This window comes from Jannaschia sp. W003, assembly GCF_025144335.1.
Classification (GTDB): Bacteria; Pseudomonadota; Alphaproteobacteria; order Rhodobacterales; family Rhodobacteraceae; genus Jannaschia.
Genome location: NZ_CP083539.1, coordinates 2,926,733 through 2,945,852, shown reverse-complemented (window position 1 = coordinate 2,945,852; position 19,120 = coordinate 2,926,733). Strand labels below are relative to the sequence as shown.

At 72.8% G+C, this 19,120-nt stretch carries 21 protein-coding genes; 7 read left to right on the top strand and 14 right to left on the bottom strand.

Going from position 1 to position 19,120, the window contains the following annotated elements:
- Positions 1 to 34: 34 nt before the first annotated feature.
- Genes preA through K3554_RS14545 form a run of 3 tightly spaced genes read right to left on the bottom strand, consistent with a single transcriptional unit; the run spans position 35 to position 2,943 of the window.
- Entirely contained in the window at positions 35 to 1,342 is a 1,308-nt protein-coding gene (gene preA, locus K3554_RS14555; RefSeq protein WP_259941511.1) for an NAD-dependent dihydropyrimidine dehydrogenase subunit PreA, read from the bottom strand.
- A gap of 10 nt (positions 1,343 to 1,352) precedes the next feature.
- The gene (locus K3554_RS14550) at positions 1,353 to 1,502 is read right to left on the bottom strand and encodes a hypothetical protein (RefSeq protein WP_259941507.1); all 150 of its coding nucleotides are present in this window, start codon (positions 1,500 to 1,502) and stop codon (positions 1,353 to 1,355) included.
- Between the two features lies 1 nt (position 1,503).
- A complete protein-coding gene (locus tag K3554_RS14545) occupies positions 1,504 to 2,943 on the bottom strand; it encodes an NAD(P)-dependent oxidoreductase (RefSeq protein ID WP_259941504.1) in 1,440 nt (479 codons plus the stop codon).
- Between the two features lie 95 nt (positions 2,944 to 3,038).
- Between K3554_RS14545 and K3554_RS14540 the strand changes: the two genes are divergently transcribed.
- Positions 3,039 to 3,326 (top strand): DUF1330 domain-containing protein, encoded by a 288-nt coding sequence (locus tag K3554_RS14540; RefSeq protein WP_259941501.1) that lies wholly within the window; start codon positions 3,039 to 3,041, stop codon positions 3,324 to 3,326.
- Between the two features lie 486 nt (positions 3,327 to 3,812).
- On the opposite strand, the gene K3554_RS14535 is transcribed toward K3554_RS14540, so the two are convergent.
- The 4 genes from K3554_RS14535 to K3554_RS14520 are packed head-to-tail and all read right to left on the bottom strand — an operon-like array spanning position 3,813 to position 6,391.
- Complete coding sequence (locus tag K3554_RS14535; RefSeq protein WP_259941498.1) at positions 3,813 to 4,193, bottom strand: hypothetical protein; 381 nt, start codon at positions 4,191 to 4,193, stop codon at positions 3,813 to 3,815.
- Positions 4,193 to 4,543 (bottom strand): hypothetical protein, encoded by a 351-nt coding sequence (locus K3554_RS14530; protein WP_259941495.1) that lies wholly within the window; start codon positions 4,541 to 4,543, stop codon positions 4,193 to 4,195. The genes K3554_RS14535 and K3554_RS14530 overlap by 1 nt, the downstream gene beginning before the upstream one ends.
- Before the next feature lie 49 nt (positions 4,544 to 4,592).
- The gene (locus tag K3554_RS14525) at positions 4,593 to 5,609 is read right to left on the bottom strand and encodes a patatin-like phospholipase family protein (protein WP_259941492.1); all 1,017 of its coding nucleotides are present in this window, start codon (positions 5,607 to 5,609) and stop codon (positions 4,593 to 4,595) included.
- Complete coding sequence (locus K3554_RS14520; protein WP_259941489.1) at positions 5,606 to 6,391, bottom strand: 3-hydroxybutyrate dehydrogenase; 786 nt, start codon at positions 6,389 to 6,391, stop codon at positions 5,606 to 5,608. Before K3554_RS14520 ends, K3554_RS14525 begins: the two co-directional genes overlap by 4 nt.
- Positions 6,392 to 6,847: 456 nt before the next feature.
- Here K3554_RS14520 and K3554_RS14515 point away from each other — a divergent pair, with 456 nt between their 5' ends.
- Complete coding sequence (locus K3554_RS14515; protein ID WP_259941488.1) at positions 6,848 to 8,659, top strand: extracellular solute-binding protein; 1,812 nt, start codon at positions 6,848 to 6,850, stop codon at positions 8,657 to 8,659.
- 46 nt (positions 8,660 to 8,705) lie between these two features.
- Here K3554_RS14515 and K3554_RS14510 read toward each other — a convergent pair whose 3' ends face one another.
- On the bottom strand, positions 8,706 to 8,984 hold the full coding sequence (locus K3554_RS14510) for a DUF3572 domain-containing protein (protein WP_259941486.1): 279 nt from the start codon (positions 8,982 to 8,984) through the stop codon (positions 8,706 to 8,708).
- Positions 8,985 to 9,069: 85 nt separating this feature from the next.
- On the opposite strand from K3554_RS14510, the gene K3554_RS14505 reads away from it, so the two are divergent.
- Complete coding sequence (locus tag K3554_RS14505) at positions 9,070 to 10,530, top strand: diguanylate cyclase (RefSeq protein ID WP_259941484.1); 1,461 nt, start codon at positions 9,070 to 9,072, stop codon at positions 10,528 to 10,530.
- 10 nt (positions 10,531 to 10,540) lie between these two features.
- Here K3554_RS14505 and K3554_RS14500 read toward each other — a convergent pair whose 3' ends face one another.
- From K3554_RS14500 to K3554_RS14485, 4 genes are read right to left on the bottom strand one after another with little or no spacing between them, the layout of a single operon-like run.
- Positions 10,541 to 10,999, bottom strand: a complete 459-nt coding sequence (locus K3554_RS14500; RefSeq protein WP_259941482.1) for a periplasmic heavy metal sensor — start codon at positions 10,997 to 10,999, stop codon at positions 10,541 to 10,543.
- Positions 10,996 to 11,343, bottom strand: coding sequence for a hypothetical protein (locus K3554_RS14495; RefSeq protein ID WP_259941481.1), 348 nt, complete (start codon positions 11,341 to 11,343; stop codon positions 10,996 to 10,998). The genes K3554_RS14500 and K3554_RS14495 overlap by 4 nt, the downstream gene beginning before the upstream one ends.
- The gene (locus tag K3554_RS14490; protein WP_259941479.1) at positions 11,333 to 11,911 is read right to left on the bottom strand and encodes a sigma-70 family RNA polymerase sigma factor; all 579 of its coding nucleotides are present in this window, start codon (positions 11,909 to 11,911) and stop codon (positions 11,333 to 11,335) included. Before K3554_RS14490 ends, K3554_RS14495 begins: the two co-directional genes overlap by 11 nt.
- A 45-nt stretch (positions 11,912 to 11,956) precedes the next feature.
- Complete coding sequence (locus tag K3554_RS14485; RefSeq protein WP_259941477.1) at positions 11,957 to 12,538, bottom strand: EF-hand domain-containing protein; 582 nt, start codon at positions 12,536 to 12,538, stop codon at positions 11,957 to 11,959.
- Positions 12,539 to 12,682: 144 nt separating this feature from the next.
- Here K3554_RS14485 and K3554_RS14480 point away from each other — a divergent pair, with 144 nt between their 5' ends.
- Both K3554_RS14480 and K3554_RS14475 read left to right on the top strand, forming a co-directional pair.
- Positions 12,683 to 13,099: a DUF983 domain-containing protein gene (locus K3554_RS14480; protein ID WP_259941475.1), complete on the top strand. Its 417-nt coding sequence runs from the start codon at positions 12,683 to 12,685 to the stop codon at positions 13,097 to 13,099.
- Entirely contained in the window at positions 13,096 to 13,758 is a 663-nt protein-coding gene (locus K3554_RS14475) for an NUDIX hydrolase (RefSeq protein ID WP_259941472.1), read from the top strand. The genes K3554_RS14480 and K3554_RS14475 overlap by 4 nt, the downstream gene beginning before the upstream one ends.
- Here the strand turns inward: K3554_RS14475 and K3554_RS14470 are convergent.
- Positions 13,755 to 14,645 carry a DMT family transporter gene (locus K3554_RS14470; protein ID WP_259941470.1) on the bottom strand — a complete coding sequence of 297 codons (891 nt, stop codon included), beginning with the start codon at positions 14,643 to 14,645 and terminating at the stop codon, positions 13,755 to 13,757. The two genes, K3554_RS14475 and K3554_RS14470, sit on opposite strands and share 4 nt — an antisense overlap.
- Before the next feature lie 149 nt (positions 14,646 to 14,794).
- Between K3554_RS14470 and K3554_RS14465 the strand changes: the two genes are divergently transcribed.
- The gene (locus K3554_RS14465) at positions 14,795 to 15,262 is read left to right on the top strand and encodes a hypothetical protein (protein WP_259941468.1); all 468 of its coding nucleotides are present in this window, start codon (positions 14,795 to 14,797) and stop codon (positions 15,260 to 15,262) included.
- 69 nt (positions 15,263 to 15,331) lie between these two features.
- Positions 15,332 to 17,605, top strand: coding sequence for an NADP-dependent malic enzyme (locus tag K3554_RS14460; protein ID WP_259941467.1), 2,274 nt, complete (start codon positions 15,332 to 15,334; stop codon positions 17,603 to 17,605).
- 235 nt (positions 17,606 to 17,840) lie between these two features.
- Here the strand turns inward: K3554_RS14460 and K3554_RS14455 are convergent, their stop codons facing one another.
- Positions 17,841 to 19,070, bottom strand: a complete 1,230-nt coding sequence (locus K3554_RS14455) for an acyl-CoA dehydrogenase family protein (protein WP_259941464.1) — start codon at positions 19,068 to 19,070, stop codon at positions 17,841 to 17,843.
- Between the last annotated feature and the right edge of the window lie 50 nt (positions 19,071 to 19,120).

Below are 19,120 nucleotides of genomic sequence, written 5' to 3'. Positions count from 1 at the left end.
GGATCGCAGGTCGCCGGCCGGGGACCGGGCGGAACTACTCCGCGGCCACGCGCGTCGCCGGGTTGTTCGGGTGCGTGGTCCAGTCCGCCGGCTCGGCCTCCACGGTGCGGCCCGTGCGCGGGTCGACGGTGCCGGGCGCGAGGCGCTCCATGGTGATGCAGTCCTCCACGGGGCAGACGTCGACGCACAGGTTGCAGGCCACGCATTCGGCGTCGATCACCTCGAAGGTGCGGCCGGGGCCGACCCCGATGGCCTGGTGGCTGGTGTCCTCGCAGGCGGCGTAGCAGCGGCCGCACTTGATGCAGAGATCCTGGTCGATCCGTGCCTTGGTCACGTAGTTGAGATTGAGGTGCTTCCAGTCGGTGACGTTGGACACGGCGCGGCCGCGGAAGTCCTCGATTGAGGCATAGCCCTTCTCGTCCATGTATCGCTCGAGGCCCGCCGTCAGCTCCTTGATGATGCCGAATCCGTAGGTCATCGCCGCGGTGCAGACCTGCACGTTGCCGCACGACAGGGCGATGTACTCGGCCGCGTCGCGCCAGGTGGTCACGCCGCCGATGCCCGAGATGGGAAGGCCGCGCGTCTCCTCGGCGCGGGCGATCTCGGAGACCATGCTCAGGGCGATGGGCTTCACCGCCGGGCCGCAGTAGCCGCCGTGGGAGCCCTTGCCGTCGATGGTCGGCTCGGGCGCGAAGCTGTCGAGGTCCACGGAGGTGATCGAGTTGATCGTGTTGATCAGCGACACCGCATCCGCGCCCCCGCGCTTCGCCGCCGCGGCGGGCTTGCGGATGTCGGTGATGTTGGGGGTCAGCTTCACGATCACGGGCATGCGGGTGTACTGCTTGCACCAGCGGGCGACCATCTCGATGTACTCGGGCACCTGGCCCACCGCCGAGCCCATGCCGCGCTCGGACATGCCGTGCGGGCAGCCGAAGTTCAGCTCGATCCCGTCGGCGCCGGTCTCCTCGACGCGGGGCAGGATGGCGCGCCAGGCCTCCTCCTCGCAGGGCACCATGATCGAGGCGATCAGCGCTCGGTCGGGGTAGTCGCGCTTGACCGCCTTCATCTCGCGCAGGTTCACCTCCAGCGGGCGGTCGGTGATCAGCTCGATGTTGTTGAGGCCGAGCAGGCGGCGGTCGGCGCCGTGGATCGCGCCGTAGCGGGGGCCGTTGACGTTGACGACCGGCGGGCCCTCGGCCCCCAGCGTCTTCCAGACCACGCCGCCCCATCCGGCCTCGAAGGCGCGACGGACGTTGTACTCCTTGTCGGTGGGCGGCGCCGAGGCCAGCCAGAACGGATTGGGGGAGCGAATGCCCACGAAGTCGGCGGAAAGGTCGGCCATGGCGGTCTCCTCAGGCGGCGGCGATGGCGGCGCGGGGGGGCGCGGCCTCGGTGGCGGGGGGCGCCTCGTCGGGAACGAGGGCCAGCATGCGGATCAGGCGGCCCAGCTCCGGCAGCGTGGTCCAGTGGCGCGAGCGGAACGCGATGCGGGGGCGGGGCACCTCAGCGCCCTCCGCCCGAGGGCACGGGCATCCGATCATGGGGCGCCTGGCCATGAGGCGGGGCGTCGATGCCGCGCAGGGGCTCGCCGATCGCGGGGCGGTTGGCGGCCGGCCGGGCGCCGGTGAGCGCGGCGTGGATCGCCTCGGCGGCGTCGCGGCCTTGCGCCACCGCGGTGACGGTGAGGTCCTCGCCGCCCGCGGCGCAGTCGCCGCCCGCCCAGACGCCGTCGAGCGAGGTGCGGCCCGCGGCATCGACGGCGATCTTGCCGCCGTCGAGGGCGAGGCCTTCCACCGCCTCCAGCCGCTGGCCGATGGCGCGGAACATCTGGTCGGCGCGAACGGTGACGGTCTCGCCGGTGGCGGTCATGTCGGGGTTCAGCACGTCGAGCACCACGCCGCGCAGGCGCCCGCCCTCGGCCTCCAGCGCCTTCGGGGCCACGCCGAACATCAGGCGCACGCCGTGCGACGCGGCCAGATCCTGCTCCCAGCGGCTCGCGGGCATCTGGGCGCGGTCGCGGCGGTAGGCGATGGTCACGGTGTCGGCGCCGAGCAACTTGGACTGCACGGCCGCATCGACGGCCGTCATGCCGCCGCCGATCACCACGACGTGGCGGCCGATGGGCAGCTGCGTGAGGTCGTCCTGCTGGCGCAGGGCGGCGATGAAGTCGACGGCGTTCTCGGCGCCCGCGGCCTCCTCGCCCTCCAGCCCGAGGCGTCCGACCCCGGCGAGGCCGATCCCGAGGAACACCGCGTCGAAGTCCGCGCGAAGCTGCTGGAGCGTCAGCCCGTCTCCGATGGCGCGGCCCGTCTCCACGGCGATGCCCCCGATCTTGAGGAGCCAATCCACCTCGGCCTGCGCGTAGCCGTGGGGCGTCTTGTACTGGGCGATGCCGTACTCGTTGAGCCCGCCGGGCTTGGGCTTAGCGTCGTAGAGAGTGACGGCGTGCCCGTGCATCGCCAGCCGGTGCGCGGCGGCGAGGCCCGCGGGGCCGGCGCCGACCACGGCGATCCGCTTCCCGGTCTCGGGCGCGCGGGCGTAGGGGTGCTCGCCGCGTTCCATCATGGCGTCGGTGGCGTAGCGCTGGAGGCGGCCGATCTCGACCGGCTTGCCTTCCGCGGCCTCGCGCACGCAGGCCTCCTGGCACAGCGTCTCCACGGGGCAGACCCGGCCGCACATGCCGCCGAGGATGTTCTGGTCGAAGATGGTCTTGGCCGCCGCCTCGGGCTGGCCGGTCTGGATCTGGCGGATGAAGAGCGGGATGTCGATCGCCGTGGGGCAGGCGGTGACGCAGGGGGCGTCGAAGCAGAAGTAGCAGCGGTCCGCGGCCACGGCCGCCTCGTGGGGATCGAAGCGGGGATGGAGGTCGTCGAAGTTCCGCGCGAGGTCCTCCTCGCCCAGCCGCCCGGCCCGGATGCCGTCCAGTCGCATCGCCTCGGTCATGTCGCTCTCCCCGCGCTCCCGCTCCGATTGTGCTTGCCACAGTGCCACGATCCGATTTTTTATCAACTGGTAAAATTTCGGAGCGGAGAAGACCCATGCCCAAGGCTTACTGGATCGCCCACGTGACCGTGACGGACCCGGACCCCTACGCGCTCTACGCCAAGGGGGCGACGGCGGCGTTCGAGCGGTTCGGTGCCAGGGTGCTCGCCCGGGGCGGCGAGGTCGTGGGGCTCGAGGGCGAGAGCCGGCCCCGCAACGTGGTGATCGAGTTCCCCGACATGGCGACGGCGCGGGCTTGCTACGACAGCGAGGAGTACCAGGCCGCGCGCCGGCACCGGGAGGGGGCGGGGGACGCGCAAATCATGTTGCTGGAGGGGGTCTGACCCGGTCCGCCGGAGGCGGACGGATCGGTCCGGTGGACCGATCCGAGGGTCAGACGCGGAGGCACAAGCCGACGCTGGAGCAGGCCCGGTCCGCCGGAGGCGGACGGATCGGTCCAGTGGACCGATCCGAGGGTCAGACGCGGAGGCGCGAGCCGACGCCGGAGGGGCGGGGCTGCCGATCGAGCGACGCCACGCCCCGGACCCGATCCGGGGCCTCTGGCGTCCGCTAGTACTCCGTTCCGGAGCGGCGCCCTAGCGGATGACGGAGGCCCCGGCGCAGGGCCGGGGCGTGCGGGGTGGCGAGCGCGGCGCAGTCGGGCGATGCCGAGGGAGGATGGAGCGATCGCCGGCAAGTCCACGCCCCGGACCCGATCCGGGGCCTCGAGGCTCCGTTGGCGCTCCGCTCCGGAACGTCGTCGCTGCGGGTGACGGAGTCCCCGGCTCGGGGCCGGGGCGTGTGGGACGCGGAGAAAACGGAGCGCCTCGCTACCGCGTGATCGCATCCTCGCGCCGCTCGGGCAGGGGGTCCATCGTCAGCACCGGAACGGTCTGCTCCCCCACCACGTCGTGCCACGCGCCGTGGCGGGCGATGGGGTCGGCGGACGCGAGCGGCATCCGCATCATCAGCGCCGTGAGTCGGCGGGCGTAGGCGCGCTCGTAGGCAGCGAACTCGGTCACGGCCATGCGCGCGGCCAGCTTCGGCGAGTGGTACACCAGCCGCACCCGCCCCTCGCCGCCCTGGGTGCCCCACTGGGGCAGGAGCGGGCGCGTCACCGTCACGCGCTCGGGGGGCTGCTCCACGGGTGGCAGGTCGTGCGCCGCCGCGGGGGCGGCGAGCAGGGCGAGGATCCCGAGCGCGGCGCGCATCAGCGGTCGCGGCCCACGGGGGGCTCGGCCGTGCCGTCGTCGCCGAAGCGGCGGTCGTCGGACAGCGGGTCCTCGCCCTCGGGGATGTAGTCGCCCGACTCCAGCGCCGCGGCGTTATCGTGGGAGGGATCGGCGAAGGCGTCGGCGGGCATGGGGCCTTCAAGGAACTCGTGCAGGCGGCGCTGCACCATCTCCAGGTCGGTCTCGCCCTGCAGCGCGGCGATGCTCTTGGCCAGCGCGGCGGTGGAGCCGTCGGCGTCCTGCAAGTCGCCGTCCGTGAGGCCGGGATAGCGGCTCATCAGGGGGTCGCGGAAGGGCACCCAGTCTCGGGCGAAGTCCTGTCGGCTCATGTCTGCACTCCTTCGGCGGGCAACGTGTCGCCGGAACGGGGGGTTCCGGTCAAGCGAACATCGCCGCGAGGTCCACGGTGGAGGCCTGCCCGATGCTGTCCCCGTTCTCGGACAGGAAGGCGTCCGCCGCCCGCTCGCCCGCGGCGCGCAGCTGGTGGATCACCACCGCGGAGGGCACCACCTTCGTCGCCACCGAGAGCTGGCGCATCAGGGGATCGTCGGCGATCATGTGCACCAGCACGTCCTTCATGGCGCCCGCCGGCACGGTGCCCGCGCGCACGAGGCGCTGCACGAAGGCGATGGCGCGCAGCTCGCGCAGGAGCGAGGTGTTGAAGCTGATCTCGTTGATGCGGTTCTGGATGTCGCGCGCGGTGACGGGCAGCTCGGGACGCTCCAGCGGGTTGATGTTCACGATCAGCACGTCGCGCGGCAGGTCGGGCTCGAACAGCGGGAACAGCGCCGGGTTGCCGGTGTAGCCGCCGTCCCAGTAGTGCTCGCCGCCGATCTCCACGGCCGGAAACAGCGTGGGCAGGCAGGCCGATGCGAGGATGGCTTCGGGGGTGATCTCGGCGCCCGTGAAGAGGCGGATCTTGCCGGTCCGCACGTTGGTCGCCCCGACGAAGAGGCGGGGGCCGCGATCGGCGGCGCAGACGTCCTCGAAGCGCAGGCGCTCCACGAGACGGCGCAGGGCGTGCTCGCCCGCGGCCGGCGTGGCGTAGGGCGAGATCCCGCGCGAGACCATGTCGAACCACTGGTAGCCAGGCGAGCCCTCGATGGCGTAGGACACCGCGAGCGGAGAGAAGGCCTCCAGCCAAGGGGCGAGGCGCTCGTCGCGCAGCGCGCCGACCTCGCCCCAGAGCCAGTCGAGGTTCTCGCGCGCCGCCTCGCGCGAGCCGCGGGCGAGGCCGGCCTTCATCGCCGCGCCGTTCAGCGCCCCCGCGGAGGTGCCGGAGATCGCGGCGACGTCCACGCCATCGTCCCGCAGGAGGCGGTCGAGCACCCCCCAGGTGAAGGCACCGTGGGCGCCGCCGCCCTGGAGGGCGAGGTTGACGGAGGGGCGGCTCAAAGCGCCGTCCAGCCGCCGTCGACGCTGATCGTGGTGCCGGTGATCTGGGCGGCGTGCTCGGAGCACAGGAACAGGGCGGTCCCGCCGAGCTGGTCGGTGGTGGCGAACTCCTTGGACGGCTGGCGGGCGAGCAGCACCTCGCGCACCGCCGTGTCGCGGTCCATGCCGTACTTCTTCATGGTGTCCGGGATCTGGCTCTCGACCAGCGGGGTCATCACGTAGCCCGGGCAGATGGCGTTGGCGGTGATCGGCTCCTCGGCGGTCTCCAGCGCGATCACCTTGGTCAGGCCGACCACGCCGTGCTTTGCGGCCACGTAGGCGGACTTGAACGGCGAGGCGGTCAGCCCGTGGGCCGAGGCCACGTTGAGGACCCGGCCCCAGCCGGCCTCGCGCATCATCGGCACGGCCACGGCGGCGGTGTGGAAGGCCGAACTCATGTTGATCGCGATGATCGCGTCCCACTTCGCGGTGGGGAAGTCCTCGATGCCGGCCACGTGCTGGATGCCGGCGTTGTTCACCAGCACGTCGCAGCGGCCCGCCTTCTCGACCAGCGCGCGGGCGTCCTCGGCCTTCGACAGGTCGGCCTGGATGTAGCGCACTCTCGCCCCGGTTTCGGAGGCGAGGCTCTCGGCCAGCGCATGGTCCTCGTCGGTGTCGGTGAAGGAGTTCAGCACGACGTCGAGCCCGGCGGCGGCGAAGCTGCGGGCGATGCCCAGCCCGATGCCGGAGTTGGACCCGGTGACGATGGCGGTCTTGCCCCGGAGCGCGGCGTGTTCGGTCATGGCGGAGATCCTCGGAAGGGAATGGCAGTTGAATCCGCATTGCTATCTCGCATCCGCAGCATGAGTTCACCCCATTTTCTGCGGACCCGTCCCGATGAAGAGTGCCGTAGCGTCACGCGACTTCCAAGCAACCGAGCAGTTGACGGGAGTCGCGCATGGGGCGATTCGTTTCCGGTACCTCCCCCCTCGGGACGCGTATCCGAAGCGCTGCGACCGGAGCGCCGGTTCGGGGAAAAGTTCTGCCGCTGCCCATGCAACTGGCTGTAAAGCCAAAAAAAACGCCGGCACAAGGCCGGCGCTAAGTCATTGAGGCAGGTTTCATACAGGCAAGAAACCTATCGAGCAGTGCCTAGAGGTATAGACGTTCACGTCACGAAGTCCAAGCAAAAGTTTTGCAAGGCATTTTTGCGACGGATAGGGTCGGCGGCAGGAAACAAAGAGCAGGGAAACCCGAACATGTTCAATCATCTGCTGAGGGGTGCGGCGCTGGGCGCGGCGCTCGCGGGAGGGGCGCTCGCCGACAGTCACGGAATCGCCCTCTATGGCGAGCCGGCATTGCCTGCGGATTACGCGCACCTTCCCCACGTCAACCCCGATGCGCCGAAGGGCGGGCGCTTCGCGGACGGGCAGGTGGGCAGCTTCGACAGCCTCAATCCCCACATCCTCGCGGGCCGCGTGCCCTGGCAGCTGCGCTTCATCGCCTACGAGAGCCTCCTGGGCCGCTCCTACGACGAGCCGTTCACGCTCTACGGGGTGCTGGCCGAGGCGGTGGAGGTGGACGAGGACGCCACCGCGATCACCTTCACGCTCAACCCCGACGCGCGGTTCTCGGACGGCACGCCGATCACCGTGGACGACGTGATCTGGTCCTGGAACATCCTCGGGCAGGAGGGGGCGAACGGCCGCTACCGCTCGGCCTTCGACCGCGTCACCGCCGTGGAGCCGGTGGGCGAGCGCGGCGTGCGCTTCGAGATCGACGCGCCGGACCGGGAGCTCCTGATGACGCTCGGCCTGCGCCCTATCATGAAGAAGGCCCAGTGGGAGGGCCGCGAGGAGGCGTTCTTCAAGTCCGGCACCACCGAATGGCCGATCGCCTCGGCGCCCTACGAGATCACCGACGTCGACGCGGGCCGCTACGTGGAGCTCAGCCGCGACGAGGACTACTGGGGCGCGGACCTGCCGTTCCGCCGCGGCACGGACAATGTGGACACCATCCGCATGGAGTTCTTCGGCGACGCCACCGCCCATTTCGAGGCGTTCAAGGCCGGCGAGCTGACCACCATGCGCGAGACGAACGCGGCGAAGTGGGCGCGCGACTACGACTTCCCGGCGGTGCAGCGCGGCGACGTGGTGCTGTCCGAGATCCCGCACCAGCGTCCCTCGGGCATGACCGGTCTCGTGATGAACACCCGCCGCGCGCCGTTCGACGACTGGCGCGTGCGCCAAGCGCTGATCGAGGCGTTCAACTTCGAGTACATCAACGGCGTGCTCAACGACGGGGCCAACCCGCGCATCACGTCCTACTTCTCGAACTCGCCGCTCGGAATGGAGGCGGGGCCGGCCTCGGGCCGCGTGGCCGAATTGCTCGAGCCCTACGCCGACCAGCTCCTGCCTGGCACGCTCGAGGGCTACGAGCTGCCCGCGTCCGCGGGCGAGGCCTCGGACCGCGGCGGCCTGCGCCGCGCCACGAAGCTGCTCGAGGAGGCCGGCTACACCATCGGCGACGGCGGCCGCCTGCGCGACCCGGACGGCGCGGTGGTGACCTTCGAGATCCTGCTCAGCCAAGGATCGAGCGAGGTCCAGTCCGTGGTCGACATCTACACCGAGGCGCTGGAGCGCATCGGCATCGAGCCCACCGTCGCCACCGCCGACAGCGCACAGTACAAGGAGCGGCTGACGGACTACGACTTCGACATGACCTGGTACTCCTGGGGCCTGTCGCTGTCGCCGGGCACCGAGCAGCGGCTCTACTGGGGCGCGGACGGCGTGGAGACGCCGGGCTCGCGCAACATGATGGGCACGGACGACCCGGTCATCGAGGCGATGGTCGACGCCATGCTCCAGTCCGAGACGCGCGAGGACTACCTCGCGGCCGTGAAGGCGCTGGACCGCGTGCTGACGGCAGGCCGCTACGTGATCCCGGCCTGGCACAACCCGATCAGCTACATCGCCCACGACGCCGACTTCCGCTTCCGCGAGGACCGGCTGCCGATCTACGGCGACTGGATCGGCTTCCAGCCCGACGTATGGTGGTTCGCCGAGGAGTGATCGGCGCATGATCGCGAGGGGAGGGGGCGCCGGGCGGCGCCCCCTCTCATGTCCAGTGGTGCTGGTCGCCCCCCGGCAGCGCGGCGCGCGCTTCCAGCAGCGCCTCGGGGGGCAGGTCCTGGGCGGCGGCGGCGCCGATCACCCAGTCGTCGCGCCCGAGCACGAAGTCGAGCACGGCCCCGAGGAACTCCGGGTCCTCGGCCCGCGCGCCCATCTCGTTCGTGCCGATGCCGGTGCTGTGGGAGAACGCGTCGAGCAGCTCCTCGCCGGCGAGCCAGCCGAGCGCCCCGATCGCCACAACCTCCGCACGATCTCGCGCGATCATGACGTTCCCCCCTTCGCGAGTCGGTTACGATTTCTTAACCGTCTCGCATGGTATAACGGGCCCGCGCCACCCGGGAGACTTCGCCATGTCGGGCAGAATCCTCATCGTCGACGACGTCGCGACGAACCGCATCGTGATGAAGGTCAAGCTCGCGGCGGCGCGCTACGACGTGGTGCTCGCCTCCGACGGCGAGGAGGCGCTGCGGATCGCCCGCGCGGGCGGCGTGGACGTGATCATCATGGACGTGCTGATGCCCGGTGTCTCCGGGGCCGAGGTCTGCCGCCGTCTCCGCGCCGATCCCGCCACTGCCGCCGTGCCGGTGATCCTGATCACCGCCGTGAACGACGAGGCCTCGCGCCTCGACGGGCTCGAGGCCGGCGCCGACGAGTTCCTCGCCCGTCCCGTGGACGAGGTGGCGCTGCTGGCCCGCGTCCGCTCGCTCCTGCGCTCGCAGGAGGAGGAGCGGGAGTTCGGCGAGCGCGGCGGCCCCTGGCTCGGCGCCGAGTTCGGCTTCGATCCGCCGGCGCCCCTCGCCATGGGGGGCACCGCCGGCGGGGGGCTGGCCGAGGCGCCGGAGGCCTTCGCCCATCCGTGCGAGGACAAGGTCCTGGCGATCCGGCGCACGCCGGGACGGATCGCGGTGCTCTGCCACGACACGGACGAGGCGGGGGATCTCGTGGACGCGCTCGCCCCCGGCTTCGACGGCGCACCCCTCGCCATGGACCGCGACGGAGCGCTGGCGCTGCACGGCGACGCGGTTCCGGACGTGTTCGTGGTGGATGCCGACCTCGGCGGGCGCGGCGAGGGGCTGCGCCTCATGTCGGAGCTGCGCTCGCGCCACGCGACCCGCCGCGCGGCCTGCGTGATCGTGCTGCCCTGCTGCGACACGGAACGGGCCGCGACCGCGCTCGACCTCGGCGCCGCGGACGTGGCGCACCGGCCCGTGGTCCCGGCCGAGCTGTCCATGCGCCTGCGCACGCAGATCGCGCGCAAGCGGCGCGCCGACCGGATGCGGGCCTCGCTCGAGGAGGGGCTGCGGATGGCGGTGATCGATCCACTCACGGGGCTCTACAACCGGCGCTACGGGCTGCACCATCTCGACCGCGTCGCGACGCGGTGCCGAGGGCCCGAGGGGTCGGCCGGGGTGATCCTGCTGGACATCGACCACTTCAAGGCCGTGAACGACACCTACGGCCATCCCCGCGGCGACGAGGTGCTGGCCGCCGTCGCCGGCGCGCTGCGCGAGCAGCTGCGCGCCGAGGACCTCCTTTGCCGGATCGGCGGCGAGGAGTTCCTCGCCGTGCTGCCCGACGTCTCGCTGGAGCAGGCCCACGGCGTGGCCGAGCGGCTGCGGCGGGCGGTGGCCTCCACCTCGGTGCGCCTCGGCGACGGGCGGCGCCTCGCGGTGACGGTCTCGCTCGGGGTCACCACCGTCTCGGGTCCGGGCCCGGCTCCGGAGCGCGCGCTGGAGCGGGTGGACCGTGCGCTCTACGCGGCGAAGGCCGAAGGGCGGGACCGCATCAGCGTGGCGCTCGCCGGAGGGTGAACGCGGCCCCCTAGCGGGGCTGGCGGCGCGACAGGGCGGCCTCGACGCGGTCGGCGTAGGCGGCGCGGCGCTCGGGGTCCATCACCGCCACCACCTCGGCGAGCCGCTCGAAGCCGCGCGTCGCGAGCGCCCCCTGCAGCGACTGGCGCGCGTCCAGGGCGGCGCGGAAGGCGGCGGCGTCGAAGGGCTCGGCCCGGAGCGCGGCGAGCACCGCAAGTTCGCCCCGCGCGATCCGCCCCCGCGCCTCGCCGACCGGCCCGTCTCCGCGCAGCGCGTCGCGCAGCGCCTCGCGCGCTTCGGCATCCAGCCCGCGTGCGAGGGCGCCGATCTCGGGCGGCCCCCCGCGCGAACCCCGCGGCCCGTCCGGCCCACCGCGCCCCGGCGCGAGCCATGCTCCGACGAGCGCGCTCGCGACCAGGAGGTTCAGGGCGAGCGAGATCGCCAGGACCCACTTCCACCGCCGCCTCATTGCGCGTCCTCCGCAAGCGGGTCCCACCCGGCGAACACGTCCGCCAGGAGCAGGGTGCCGTCGTCGGCCGCCGTGGCCTCCGCGGTCTCGGCCCAGGGCGTGGGGGCCAGCACCAGCGAGGGGTTGGCGAGGCCGATCGCAAGGCCGCAGGCCGCCGCCAAGGGCAGGCCGGCGAGGCCCATGAGCTCGGGCAGGGCGAGGTGCCACCGGCGGCGCGGCGCAGGCGCGGGCGCGGTCTCCCGGGCGGCGTCCTCCAGGAGGCGGGCCCGGAACGCGGCGCCGAGCGGCACCTCGTCGGTGCCCAGCGCGGCCAGCGCGTCGTCGATCGAGCGATCATCCGTCATCGTGACCCAGCTCCTCCTTGCGCGGGGCGAGCAGCGCGGCGAGGCGCCGCTTGCCCCTGGCGACGAGGCTCTCCACGGCCTCGACGCCGATTCCCATCATGGCCCCGATCTCGGGGTTGGCGTAGCCCTCCACGTGCCGCAGCACCACCGCGTGGCGCTGGCGCTCGGGCAGGGCGGCCAGCGCGCCGCGCAGGGCGTCCTCGCGCTCGGCCCGCTCCAGTCCCGCCAGCGCCGAGGGCGCGGGATCGGGCGCCTCGGGCGCGGCCTCGAGTGGAGCCTCGCGGCGCAGGCGGCGCGCGCGGTCCACGGCGAGGTTCGAGGCCACGCGCCCGAGCCAGGTGCCCAGGCCGGCGGTGCCGTCCGCGTCCCACCGCCCGGCATGGCGCCAGAGCCGAAGGAACGCCTCCTGCACGATGTCCTCGGCCGCGGCGCGGTCGCCGCCGGTCATGCGCATCGTGAACGCCAGGAGGCGCGGGCCGAGCCGGTCCACGAGCTCGGCCGCAGCCGCCGCGTCGCCCGCAGCGGCCCGTGCGAGCAGCGCCGCTTCATCGTGCCTGTGATCCGGCATCCGCCCCCCGGGTGCGTGGGGGCGGCGGTGCCGCCCCCGGCTTCCTTAGCGGCGCGCGCCACGGTCGGTCCACTCCGACTCGGTGACGCGTCCGTCGCCGTCGGCGTCGAGCCGCTCGAACGCGGCGCCGTCCCGGCCGCCGCCGTCGCGCCCGCCGCCCCGGCGTCCGTCGCCCTTGCCGCCGCCGCGTCCGCGGTCGGGGCGGGCGTCCGCCAGCTCCTCGGCCGAGAGCGCGCCGTCGCCATCGGTGTCTGCCCGCTCGATGAGCCGGGTGGCCCGCTCGGCAACGCGCTCGCTGCCCATCGAGGCCAGCTCCTCGGCCGAGAGGCTGCCGTTGCCGTCCGCGTCGGCCGCGGCGAAGCGCTCGGCGATGGCGGCGTCGCGGGCGGCGCCGCGCTCGGCGTTGGTGACGCGGCCGTCGCCGTCGGCGTCCATCTCGGCCAGGCGGGCGGCGCGGAACGCCTCCATCTCGGCTTGGGTGATCGCGCCGTCGCCGTCGGCGTCGATCGCGGAGAACTCGGGCATCGCGCCGCGGCGGCCCTGGGCCTCGGCATCGAGGGTCGAGAGGCTCAGCGCCGCGGCGCCGGACAGCAGGGCGACGGTGAGGACGCGGTGAGTGAATCGCATGGGGTCGTCTCCAAATTCGGGGCCCGTCGTAGGCCGTTCGATGCCCCTCTCACGCCGGGCCCGCGCTGTTCCGTCGCTGTCCTTCGCAACTTTTTCGCCCGCCCCGCGCTGGTGGGGGACACCGACCGGAGGTAGCCTCGCGCCATGACCCATCCGTCCGACACCGACGCCCCCTCCGACCGCCCGCTGGGCCAGTCCCTCTGGCGCGGCTGGCGCCGCCGCTGCCCGCGCTGCGGCGAGGGGGCGATGATGCGGGGCTACCTGAAGGTCCGCGACGAATGCCCGGAATGCGGCGAGGCGCTGCACCACCACCGCGCCGACGACGGCCCGCCCTACCTGACGCTGCTGATCGTGGGCCACGTGGTCGGCCCGCTGATGCTGTGGGCCTACGTGCAGTGGGAGCCGTCGCCGCTGTGGTTCATCACGGCGTTCTCGGCGCTCTCGGTGGCCATGTCGCTGTGGTTCCTGCCGCGCCTCAAGGGCGTGATCGTGGCCGTGCAGTGGGCCAACCGCATGGGCGGCTTCGACCGCGGCGCCGAGGCGGAGCCCTACGAGGCATGACCACGATCCGCGACGCCGCGACCGTGATCCTGCTGCGCGAGGGGCCGGACGGCCCCGCGGTGCTGATGGGCCAGCGCGGGGCCTCGGCGGCGTTCATGCCCTCCAAGTACGTGTTCCCCGGCGGCGCGACCGAGCCGGGCGACGCGGAGGCGCGCTTCGCCCGGCCGCTCGCGGAAGCCTGCCGCGGCGCCCTCACCGACCGGGCCGGGACCGCGCCCGAGGCCGTCGCCGCGGCTGGGCTGCGCGAGCTGGCCGAAGAGACGGGGCAGGTGGTCGCGCGGCCCTGGAACGGCGACGGGCCGGGCTGCGCCTGGCCGGGCTTCGCGGGCCTCCTTCCGGACGCGGGCGCCCTGCGCTTCGTGTTCCGCGCGATCACCCCGCCAGGCCGCCCCCGCCGCTTCGACGCACGCTTCTTCCTCGCCGATGCCGGCAGCCTCGCCACCGATCCCGACGACTTCGGCGCCGCCGAGGACGAGCTGGCGCATCTCCACTGGGTGCCCTTGCGCGAGGCGCGGGCGCTCGACATGCCGTTCATCACCGAGGTGGTGCTCGCCGAGGTCGCCGCGATCCGCGAGGGCCGCGCGGCGCCGGGCGTGCCGTTCTTCGACAACCGCGGCGAGACCAGCGCCTTCCGCCGCTTGGGCGTCATGGACGCCTAGATCAGCAGCAGCGCCGCCACCGAGCCGCCCACCAGCGCCACGCCGGCCAGCTCGCGCGGGGTGCTGCGCTCGCCCAGCGCGATCCACGAAATGCCGAGCGAGAGCAGCAGCTCCACCTGGCCCACCGCGTTCACGAGGGCCGCCTGCTCCAGAGTGTAGGCGGTGAACCAGCCCAGCGAGCCCAGCATTGAGGTGGCCCCGATCGCGAGCGTGATGCGCCAGTCGCGCAGCACCCGCAGGAGGCCCTCGCGGTCGCGCCAGAGCAGCCACACCGCAAGCAGCGCAGTCTGCAGGAGGGTCACGAAGAACAGCGTGACGGCGGCGCGCAGCAGCGGCTCGGCCGCCTCCACGGCAAGCGAGGCGCCCCGGTAGGACACGCCGGATACGGCGAAGAACGCGCCCGAGCCGAGGCCGTAGAGCACGGCCGGGCTGCGCGCCGCCTCGCGCCACGCCACGCCCGCCGGCACCGACAGGAGCACCACGCCGCCCACGCCCACCGCCATCGCGGCGATCGCCGGGGCCGAGGGCAGCTCGCCGAGGAGCGCGAAGCCCACCGCCAGCGTCATCAGCACGGTGGTCTTCGAGAAGGCCATGCCCACCGCGAAGTTGCGCCGCGAGAACAACGCCACCACGCACATCGTCGCCAGAATCTGCGCCACGCCCCCCGCGGCGGCGTAGGGCCAGAAGCCCGCGCCCGTCGCGGGCAGGGCGCCGCCGCGCGCGTGGAACACGGCGAGCCCGGCGCCGAGCGCGAGGGGGGCGTAGAGGAAGCGCGCGAAGGTGGCCGCGGCGGGCCCCGCGCCGCGCAGGCTCAGGCGCCGCTGGAGGAAGAAGCGCAGCGCCTGCACCGTGGCGGCGAACAGCGTGGCGGCGACCCAGAGCGGCATGGCATCTCCGTGTCACGGCGAGCCGGGCGACGGAAGGGCGCGCGGGGGAAACGGTGGCGGTGGACCGGGTGCGGAGGGACCGAATCCGTGGACGCAGGCCGCATCGGCTGCCATGATCCTGCCACGATGTTGGTCCAACTCTGCCTCAAATGCCCCAAGTCGCCGTGAACATGCCGCAATCGCCCCGATCCACCATTGCCCGCCTCTGCACGCTGTGCGTCCGGCACCTCGCGCCGCGCAACCGCCGCGAGTGCGCGGCCATGGCCGCGGGGCTCGTGGCGCTGGCCCTCGGGCTGGGCGTCAGCCTGCCGGAAGGCCTGCGCACCTTCACCGCGCCGAGCACCGAGCAGCTGCGCGAGGTGGCGCTCGCGTCGGGCTGGCAGGGCTCGATCTGCCCCGACGGCTGGGCTGAGGCCCACGCGGCCACGCTCGACATGACCGAGTCCGAGATCTCCGCCTGGTACCTCGCCGAGAGCTTCCGCGCCTCGGACACGGAGGTGAGGCGCGGCGCGGCGGCGTTCTTCCGCAACCCGGGCGACTTCCGGGCCCGCAGCGGGCTGACGGCCACGGGCGCGCAGATCGCCCTGTGTATTGCCGAGTCCCGCCGGATGATCTGACCGCCCCGCACGGCGCCGGTTGACCGCCCCCGCGTCCCTGCCTCAAACCGCAGGGAAAGGGAGAGCGGCATGAGCGATGACGACGGGGCGCGCCAGGCGGCGCTGGACTACCACCGCTTCCCGAAGCCCGGAAAGCTGGAGATCCGCGCCACCAAGCCGCTGGAGAACGGCCGCGACCTCGCGCGCGCCTACTCGCCCGGCGTGGCCGATGCCTCGCTCGCGATCCGCGACGATCCGGGGGCGGCACGCGACTACACGGCGCGGGGCAACCTGGTCGCCGTGGTCTCGAACGGCACCGCCGTCCTTGGCCTCGGCGACATCGGTGCACTGGCCTCGAAGCCGGTGATGGAGGGCAAGGCGGTGCTCTTCAAGAAATTCGCCGGCATCGACTGCTTCGACATCGAGGTGGACGAGCGCGACCCCGAGAAGCTGGCCGCAATCGTCTGCGCCCTGGAGCCGACCTTCGGGGCGATCAACCTCGAGGACATCAAGGCGCCCGACTGCTTCGAGGTGGAGCGCATCTGCCGCGAGCGCATGGGCATCCCCGTGTTCCACGACGACCAGCACGGCACCGCCATCGTGGTGGGCGCGGCGGCGCTGAACGCCCTGCGCCTGACGGACCGCCGGTGGGAGGACATCAAGGTCGTCTCCACGGGCGGCGGGGCGGCCGGATTGGCCTGCCTCGACATGCTGCTCACCTTGGGCGTGCGCCGCGAGAACGTCTGGCTGTGCGACCTCCATGGCCTCGTCCACGAGGGGCGCGAGGTCGAGATGAACCCCAAGAAGGCGGCTTATGCCCAGCCCGGCGGGCCGCGGCAGCTGGGCGACGTGATCGAGGGGGCGGACCTCTTCCTCGGGCTGTCGGGGCCGGGCGTGCTGTCGGAAGCCCTGGTGGCGCAGATGGCGCCCCGGCCCATCATCTTCGCGCTCGCCAACCCGCGCCCCGAGATCGACCCCGTAGACGCGCGCCGCGCTGCGCCCGATGCCATCATCGCCACGGGCCGGTCGGACTTCCCGAACCAGGTCAACAACGTGCTGTGCTTCCCGTTCATCTTCCGCGGCGCCCTCGACGTGGGCGCGACCGAGATCAACGAGGCCATGAAGGTGGGCTGCGTGGAGGGCATCGCCGCGCTCGCCCGCGCCACTACCTCCGCCGAGGCCGCCGCCGCCTACCAGGGCGAGCAGCTGACCTTCGGGCCGGACTACCTGATCCCGAAGCCCTTCGACCCCCGCCTCATGGGCGTGGTAGCCTCGGCGGTGGCGAAGGCGGCGATGGAGTCGGGCGTGGCCGCGCGCCCCGTCGAGGACGTGGCCGCCTACAAGCGCCGGCTCGACCAGTCGGTGTTCCGCTCCGCCTTCGTGATGCGCCCCGTGTTCGAGGCCGCCGCCCAGGCCCAGCGCAGGATCGTGTTCGCGGAAGGCGAGGACGAGCGCGTCCTGCGCGCGGCGCAGGCGATCATGGAGGAGACCACGGACGTCCCCATCCTGATCGGCCGGCCGGACGTCATCGCCACCCGCGCCGCGCGCGCGGGCCTGATCCTGGAGCCCGGCGCCAACGTCGAGATCGTGAACCCCGAGAGCGATCCGCGCTACCGCGACTACTACGAGACCTACCACGCCCTCATGGCCCGCCGCGGCGTGGCGCGCGACCTTGCGCGCGCCGTCATGCGCACCAACTCGACGGCGATCGCCGCGGTGATGGTGGCGCGGGGCGAGGCGGACTCGATGATCTGCGGCACCTTCGGCCAGTTCCTGTGGCACCTGCGCTACGTGACCGATGTGCTAGGCCGCGACGGGCTGCACCCGGTGGGCGCGCTGTCGGTGATGCTGCAGGACCAGGGGCCGCTCTTCATCGCCGACACCCACGTCCATCAGGAGCCGACGCCCGAGCAGGTGGCCGAGACCGTGGTGGCCTCGGCCCGCCACGTGCGCCGCTTCGGGATCGAGCCGCAGGTGGCGCTGTGCTCGGGCTCGCAGTTCGGCAACCTCGACTCGCCCTCGGGCCGCTCGATGCGCGCGGCGATGGCGCTGCTCGACGCGCAGTCCGTGGACTTCCGCTACGAGGGCGAGATGAACCTCGACGCCGCCCTCGACCCCGAGCTGCGCGCGCGCTTCCTCGACGAGAGCCGGATCGAGGGGCCGGCCAACGTGCTGGTCTTCGCGTCCACGGACGCGGCGGGCGCCACGCGCAACGTGCTGAAGATGCGCGCGGGCGGGCTGGAGGTGGGGCCGGTGCTGATGGGCATGGGCAACAAGGCCCACATCGTGACGCCCTCGATCACGGCGCGGGGGCTCTTGAACATGGCCGCGCTCGCGGGGACGCCAGTGGCGCACTACGGTTAGCCCCGGGGGCTTCGCGCCCCCGGACCCCCGCGGAGTATTTTTGCCAAAGTGAAGAAGGCCCCCGATCCGCTGCACGGCGGACCGGGGCCGATGAAGCGAGGCTTCACCCTGGACGGCCATCGGCTCTCCAGCCTGTGCCGCAGGTCGGACGATGAGCACGAAAGATTAAGGCGCGGTGAACGCCCATTCATCCTGGCGTAAATACTCCGGGGTCCGGGGCAGCGCCCCGGCGCCGTCAGCCCCGCGGAACCTCCGCCCGGAACACCGTCCGCTGGTGCACCGCGTCCGGCCCGTCCACCAGCCGCAGCGTCCGCAGGTGCCCCCAGAGGCGCGCCAGCTCCGTGTCCTGGCACACGCCCGCCCCGCCGTGGAGCTGGATCGCCATGTCGCAGACCTCCAGCGCCACGCGCGGCACCAGCACCTTGGCGGCCGAGATGTAGGGCGCGGCGGCCTTCATGGCGCCGGTGCGGCGCTCGGCCTCGTCCATCTCCCACGCCGCGCGCAAGGTGGAGAGGCGGGCGGCGTCGATCTGGATGCGGGCCTCGGCGATGCGCTCGGCGTTGCCTCCCAAGGACAGGAGGTCCGAGCCGAAGGCCCGCCGCTCGCGGCCTCGCGCCACGGCGAGCGCCAGCGCCTTCTCGGCCATGCCGATCGCCCGCATGCAATGGTGGATGCGTCCCGGCCCGAGCCGGCCTTGCGCGATCTCGAAGCCGCGCCCCGGCCCGAGCAGCATCGCCTCGCCGGGCACCCGCACGTCCGTGTAGCGGATATGCATGTGGCCGTGCGGCGCCTCGTCGTCGCCGAACACGGTCAGCCCGCGCAGGATCTCCACGCCCGGCGTCTCGCGCGGGACCACGACCATGGAATGGCGCCCGTGGCGGGGGCCGTCCGGGTCGGTCACGCACATCACGATGTGCACCGCGCAGCGCGGGTCGCCCGCGCCCGTGGACCACCACTTCTCGCCGTTGAGCACCCAGCCGTCGCCGTCCGGCTCGCAGCGCATCGCGATGTTGGTGGCGTCCGAGGAGGCCACGTCCGGCTCGGTCATCAGGTAGGCCGAGCGGATGCGCCCCTCCATGAGGGGGCCGAGCCACCGCTCCTGCATCTCCTCGGTGCCGTAGCGGGCGAACACCTCCATGTTGCCGGTGTCGGGGGCGTTGCAGTTGAACACCTCGGGCGCGAGCCAGGAGCGTCCCATCTCCTCGGCGATCAGCCCGTAGTCCACGGTGTTGATGCCGGGGCCGCCGGGCAGGTGGGTGCGCCAGAGGTTCCACAGCCCCAACTCGCGCGCCTCGGCCTTCAAACTCTCGAGGATCTCGGTCTGGCGGTGCGAGTGCTTCCAGCGATCCCCGGCGGCGCCCGTCTCGCGGTGAAACTCGGCGTCGAGCGGCGCGATCCGCTCGCGCACCATCCGCCGCACTGCGTCGCGGATCGCGGCGCCCCGCTCGCTCGGTCCAAGGTTCATGGATGTCCTCCCTGTCGCGCGCACTCTTGCGGCCGGCGCGGGCGCACGCA

Coding starts and splice junctions, on each gene's coding strand:
- preA (WP_259941511.1), bottom strand. CDS start 1,342: ATGGCCGACCTTTCCGCCGACTTCGTGGGCATTCGCTCCCCCAATCCG.
- K3554_RS14545 (WP_259941504.1), bottom strand. CDS start 2,943: ATGACCGAGGCGATGCGACTGGACGGCATCCGGGCCGGGCGGCTGGGC.
- K3554_RS14540 (WP_259941501.1), top strand. CDS start 3,039: ATGCCCAAGGCTTACTGGATCGCCCACGTGACCGTGACGGACCCGGAC.
- K3554_RS14535 (WP_259941498.1), bottom strand. CDS start 4,193: ATGCGCGCCGCGCTCGGGATCCTCGCCCTGCTCGCCGCCCCCGCGGCG.
- K3554_RS14530 (WP_259941495.1), bottom strand. CDS start 4,543: ATGAGCCGACAGGACTTCGCCCGAGACTGGGTGCCCTTCCGCGACCCC.
- K3554_RS14520 (WP_259941489.1), bottom strand. CDS start 6,391: ATGACCGAACACGCCGCGCTCCGGGGCAAGACCGCCATCGTCACCGGG.
- K3554_RS14515 (WP_259941488.1), top strand. CDS start 6,848: ATGTTCAATCATCTGCTGAGGGGTGCGGCGCTGGGCGCGGCGCTCGCG.
- K3554_RS14510 (WP_259941486.1), bottom strand. CDS start 8,984: ATGATCGCGCGAGATCGTGCGGAGGTTGTGGCGATCGGGGCGCTCGGC.
- K3554_RS14505 (WP_259941484.1), top strand. CDS start 9,070: ATGTCGGGCAGAATCCTCATCGTCGACGACGTCGCGACGAACCGCATC.
- K3554_RS14500 (WP_259941482.1), bottom strand. CDS start 10,999: ATGAGGCGGCGGTGGAAGTGGGTCCTGGCGATCTCGCTCGCCCTGAAC.
- K3554_RS14495 (WP_259941481.1), bottom strand. CDS start 11,343: ATGACGGATGATCGCTCGATCGACGACGCGCTGGCCGCGCTGGGCACC.
- K3554_RS14490 (WP_259941479.1), bottom strand. CDS start 11,911: ATGCCGGATCACAGGCACGATGAAGCGGCGCTGCTCGCACGGGCCGCT.
- K3554_RS14485 (WP_259941477.1), bottom strand. CDS start 12,538: ATGCGATTCACTCACCGCGTCCTCACCGTCGCCCTGCTGTCCGGCGCC.
- K3554_RS14480 (WP_259941475.1), top strand. CDS start 12,683: ATGACCCATCCGTCCGACACCGACGCCCCCTCCGACCGCCCGCTGGGC.
- K3554_RS14475 (WP_259941472.1), top strand. CDS start 13,096: ATGACCACGATCCGCGACGCCGCGACCGTGATCCTGCTGCGCGAGGGG.
- K3554_RS14470 (WP_259941470.1), bottom strand. CDS start 14,645: ATGCCGCTCTGGGTCGCCGCCACGCTGTTCGCCGCCACGGTGCAGGCG.
- K3554_RS14465 (WP_259941468.1), top strand. CDS start 14,795: ATGCCCCAAGTCGCCGTGAACATGCCGCAATCGCCCCGATCCACCATT.
- K3554_RS14460 (WP_259941467.1), top strand. CDS start 15,332: ATGAGCGATGACGACGGGGCGCGCCAGGCGGCGCTGGACTACCACCGC.
- K3554_RS14455 (WP_259941464.1), bottom strand. CDS start 19,070: ATGAACCTTGGACCGAGCGAGCGGGGCGCCGCGATCCGCGACGCAGTG.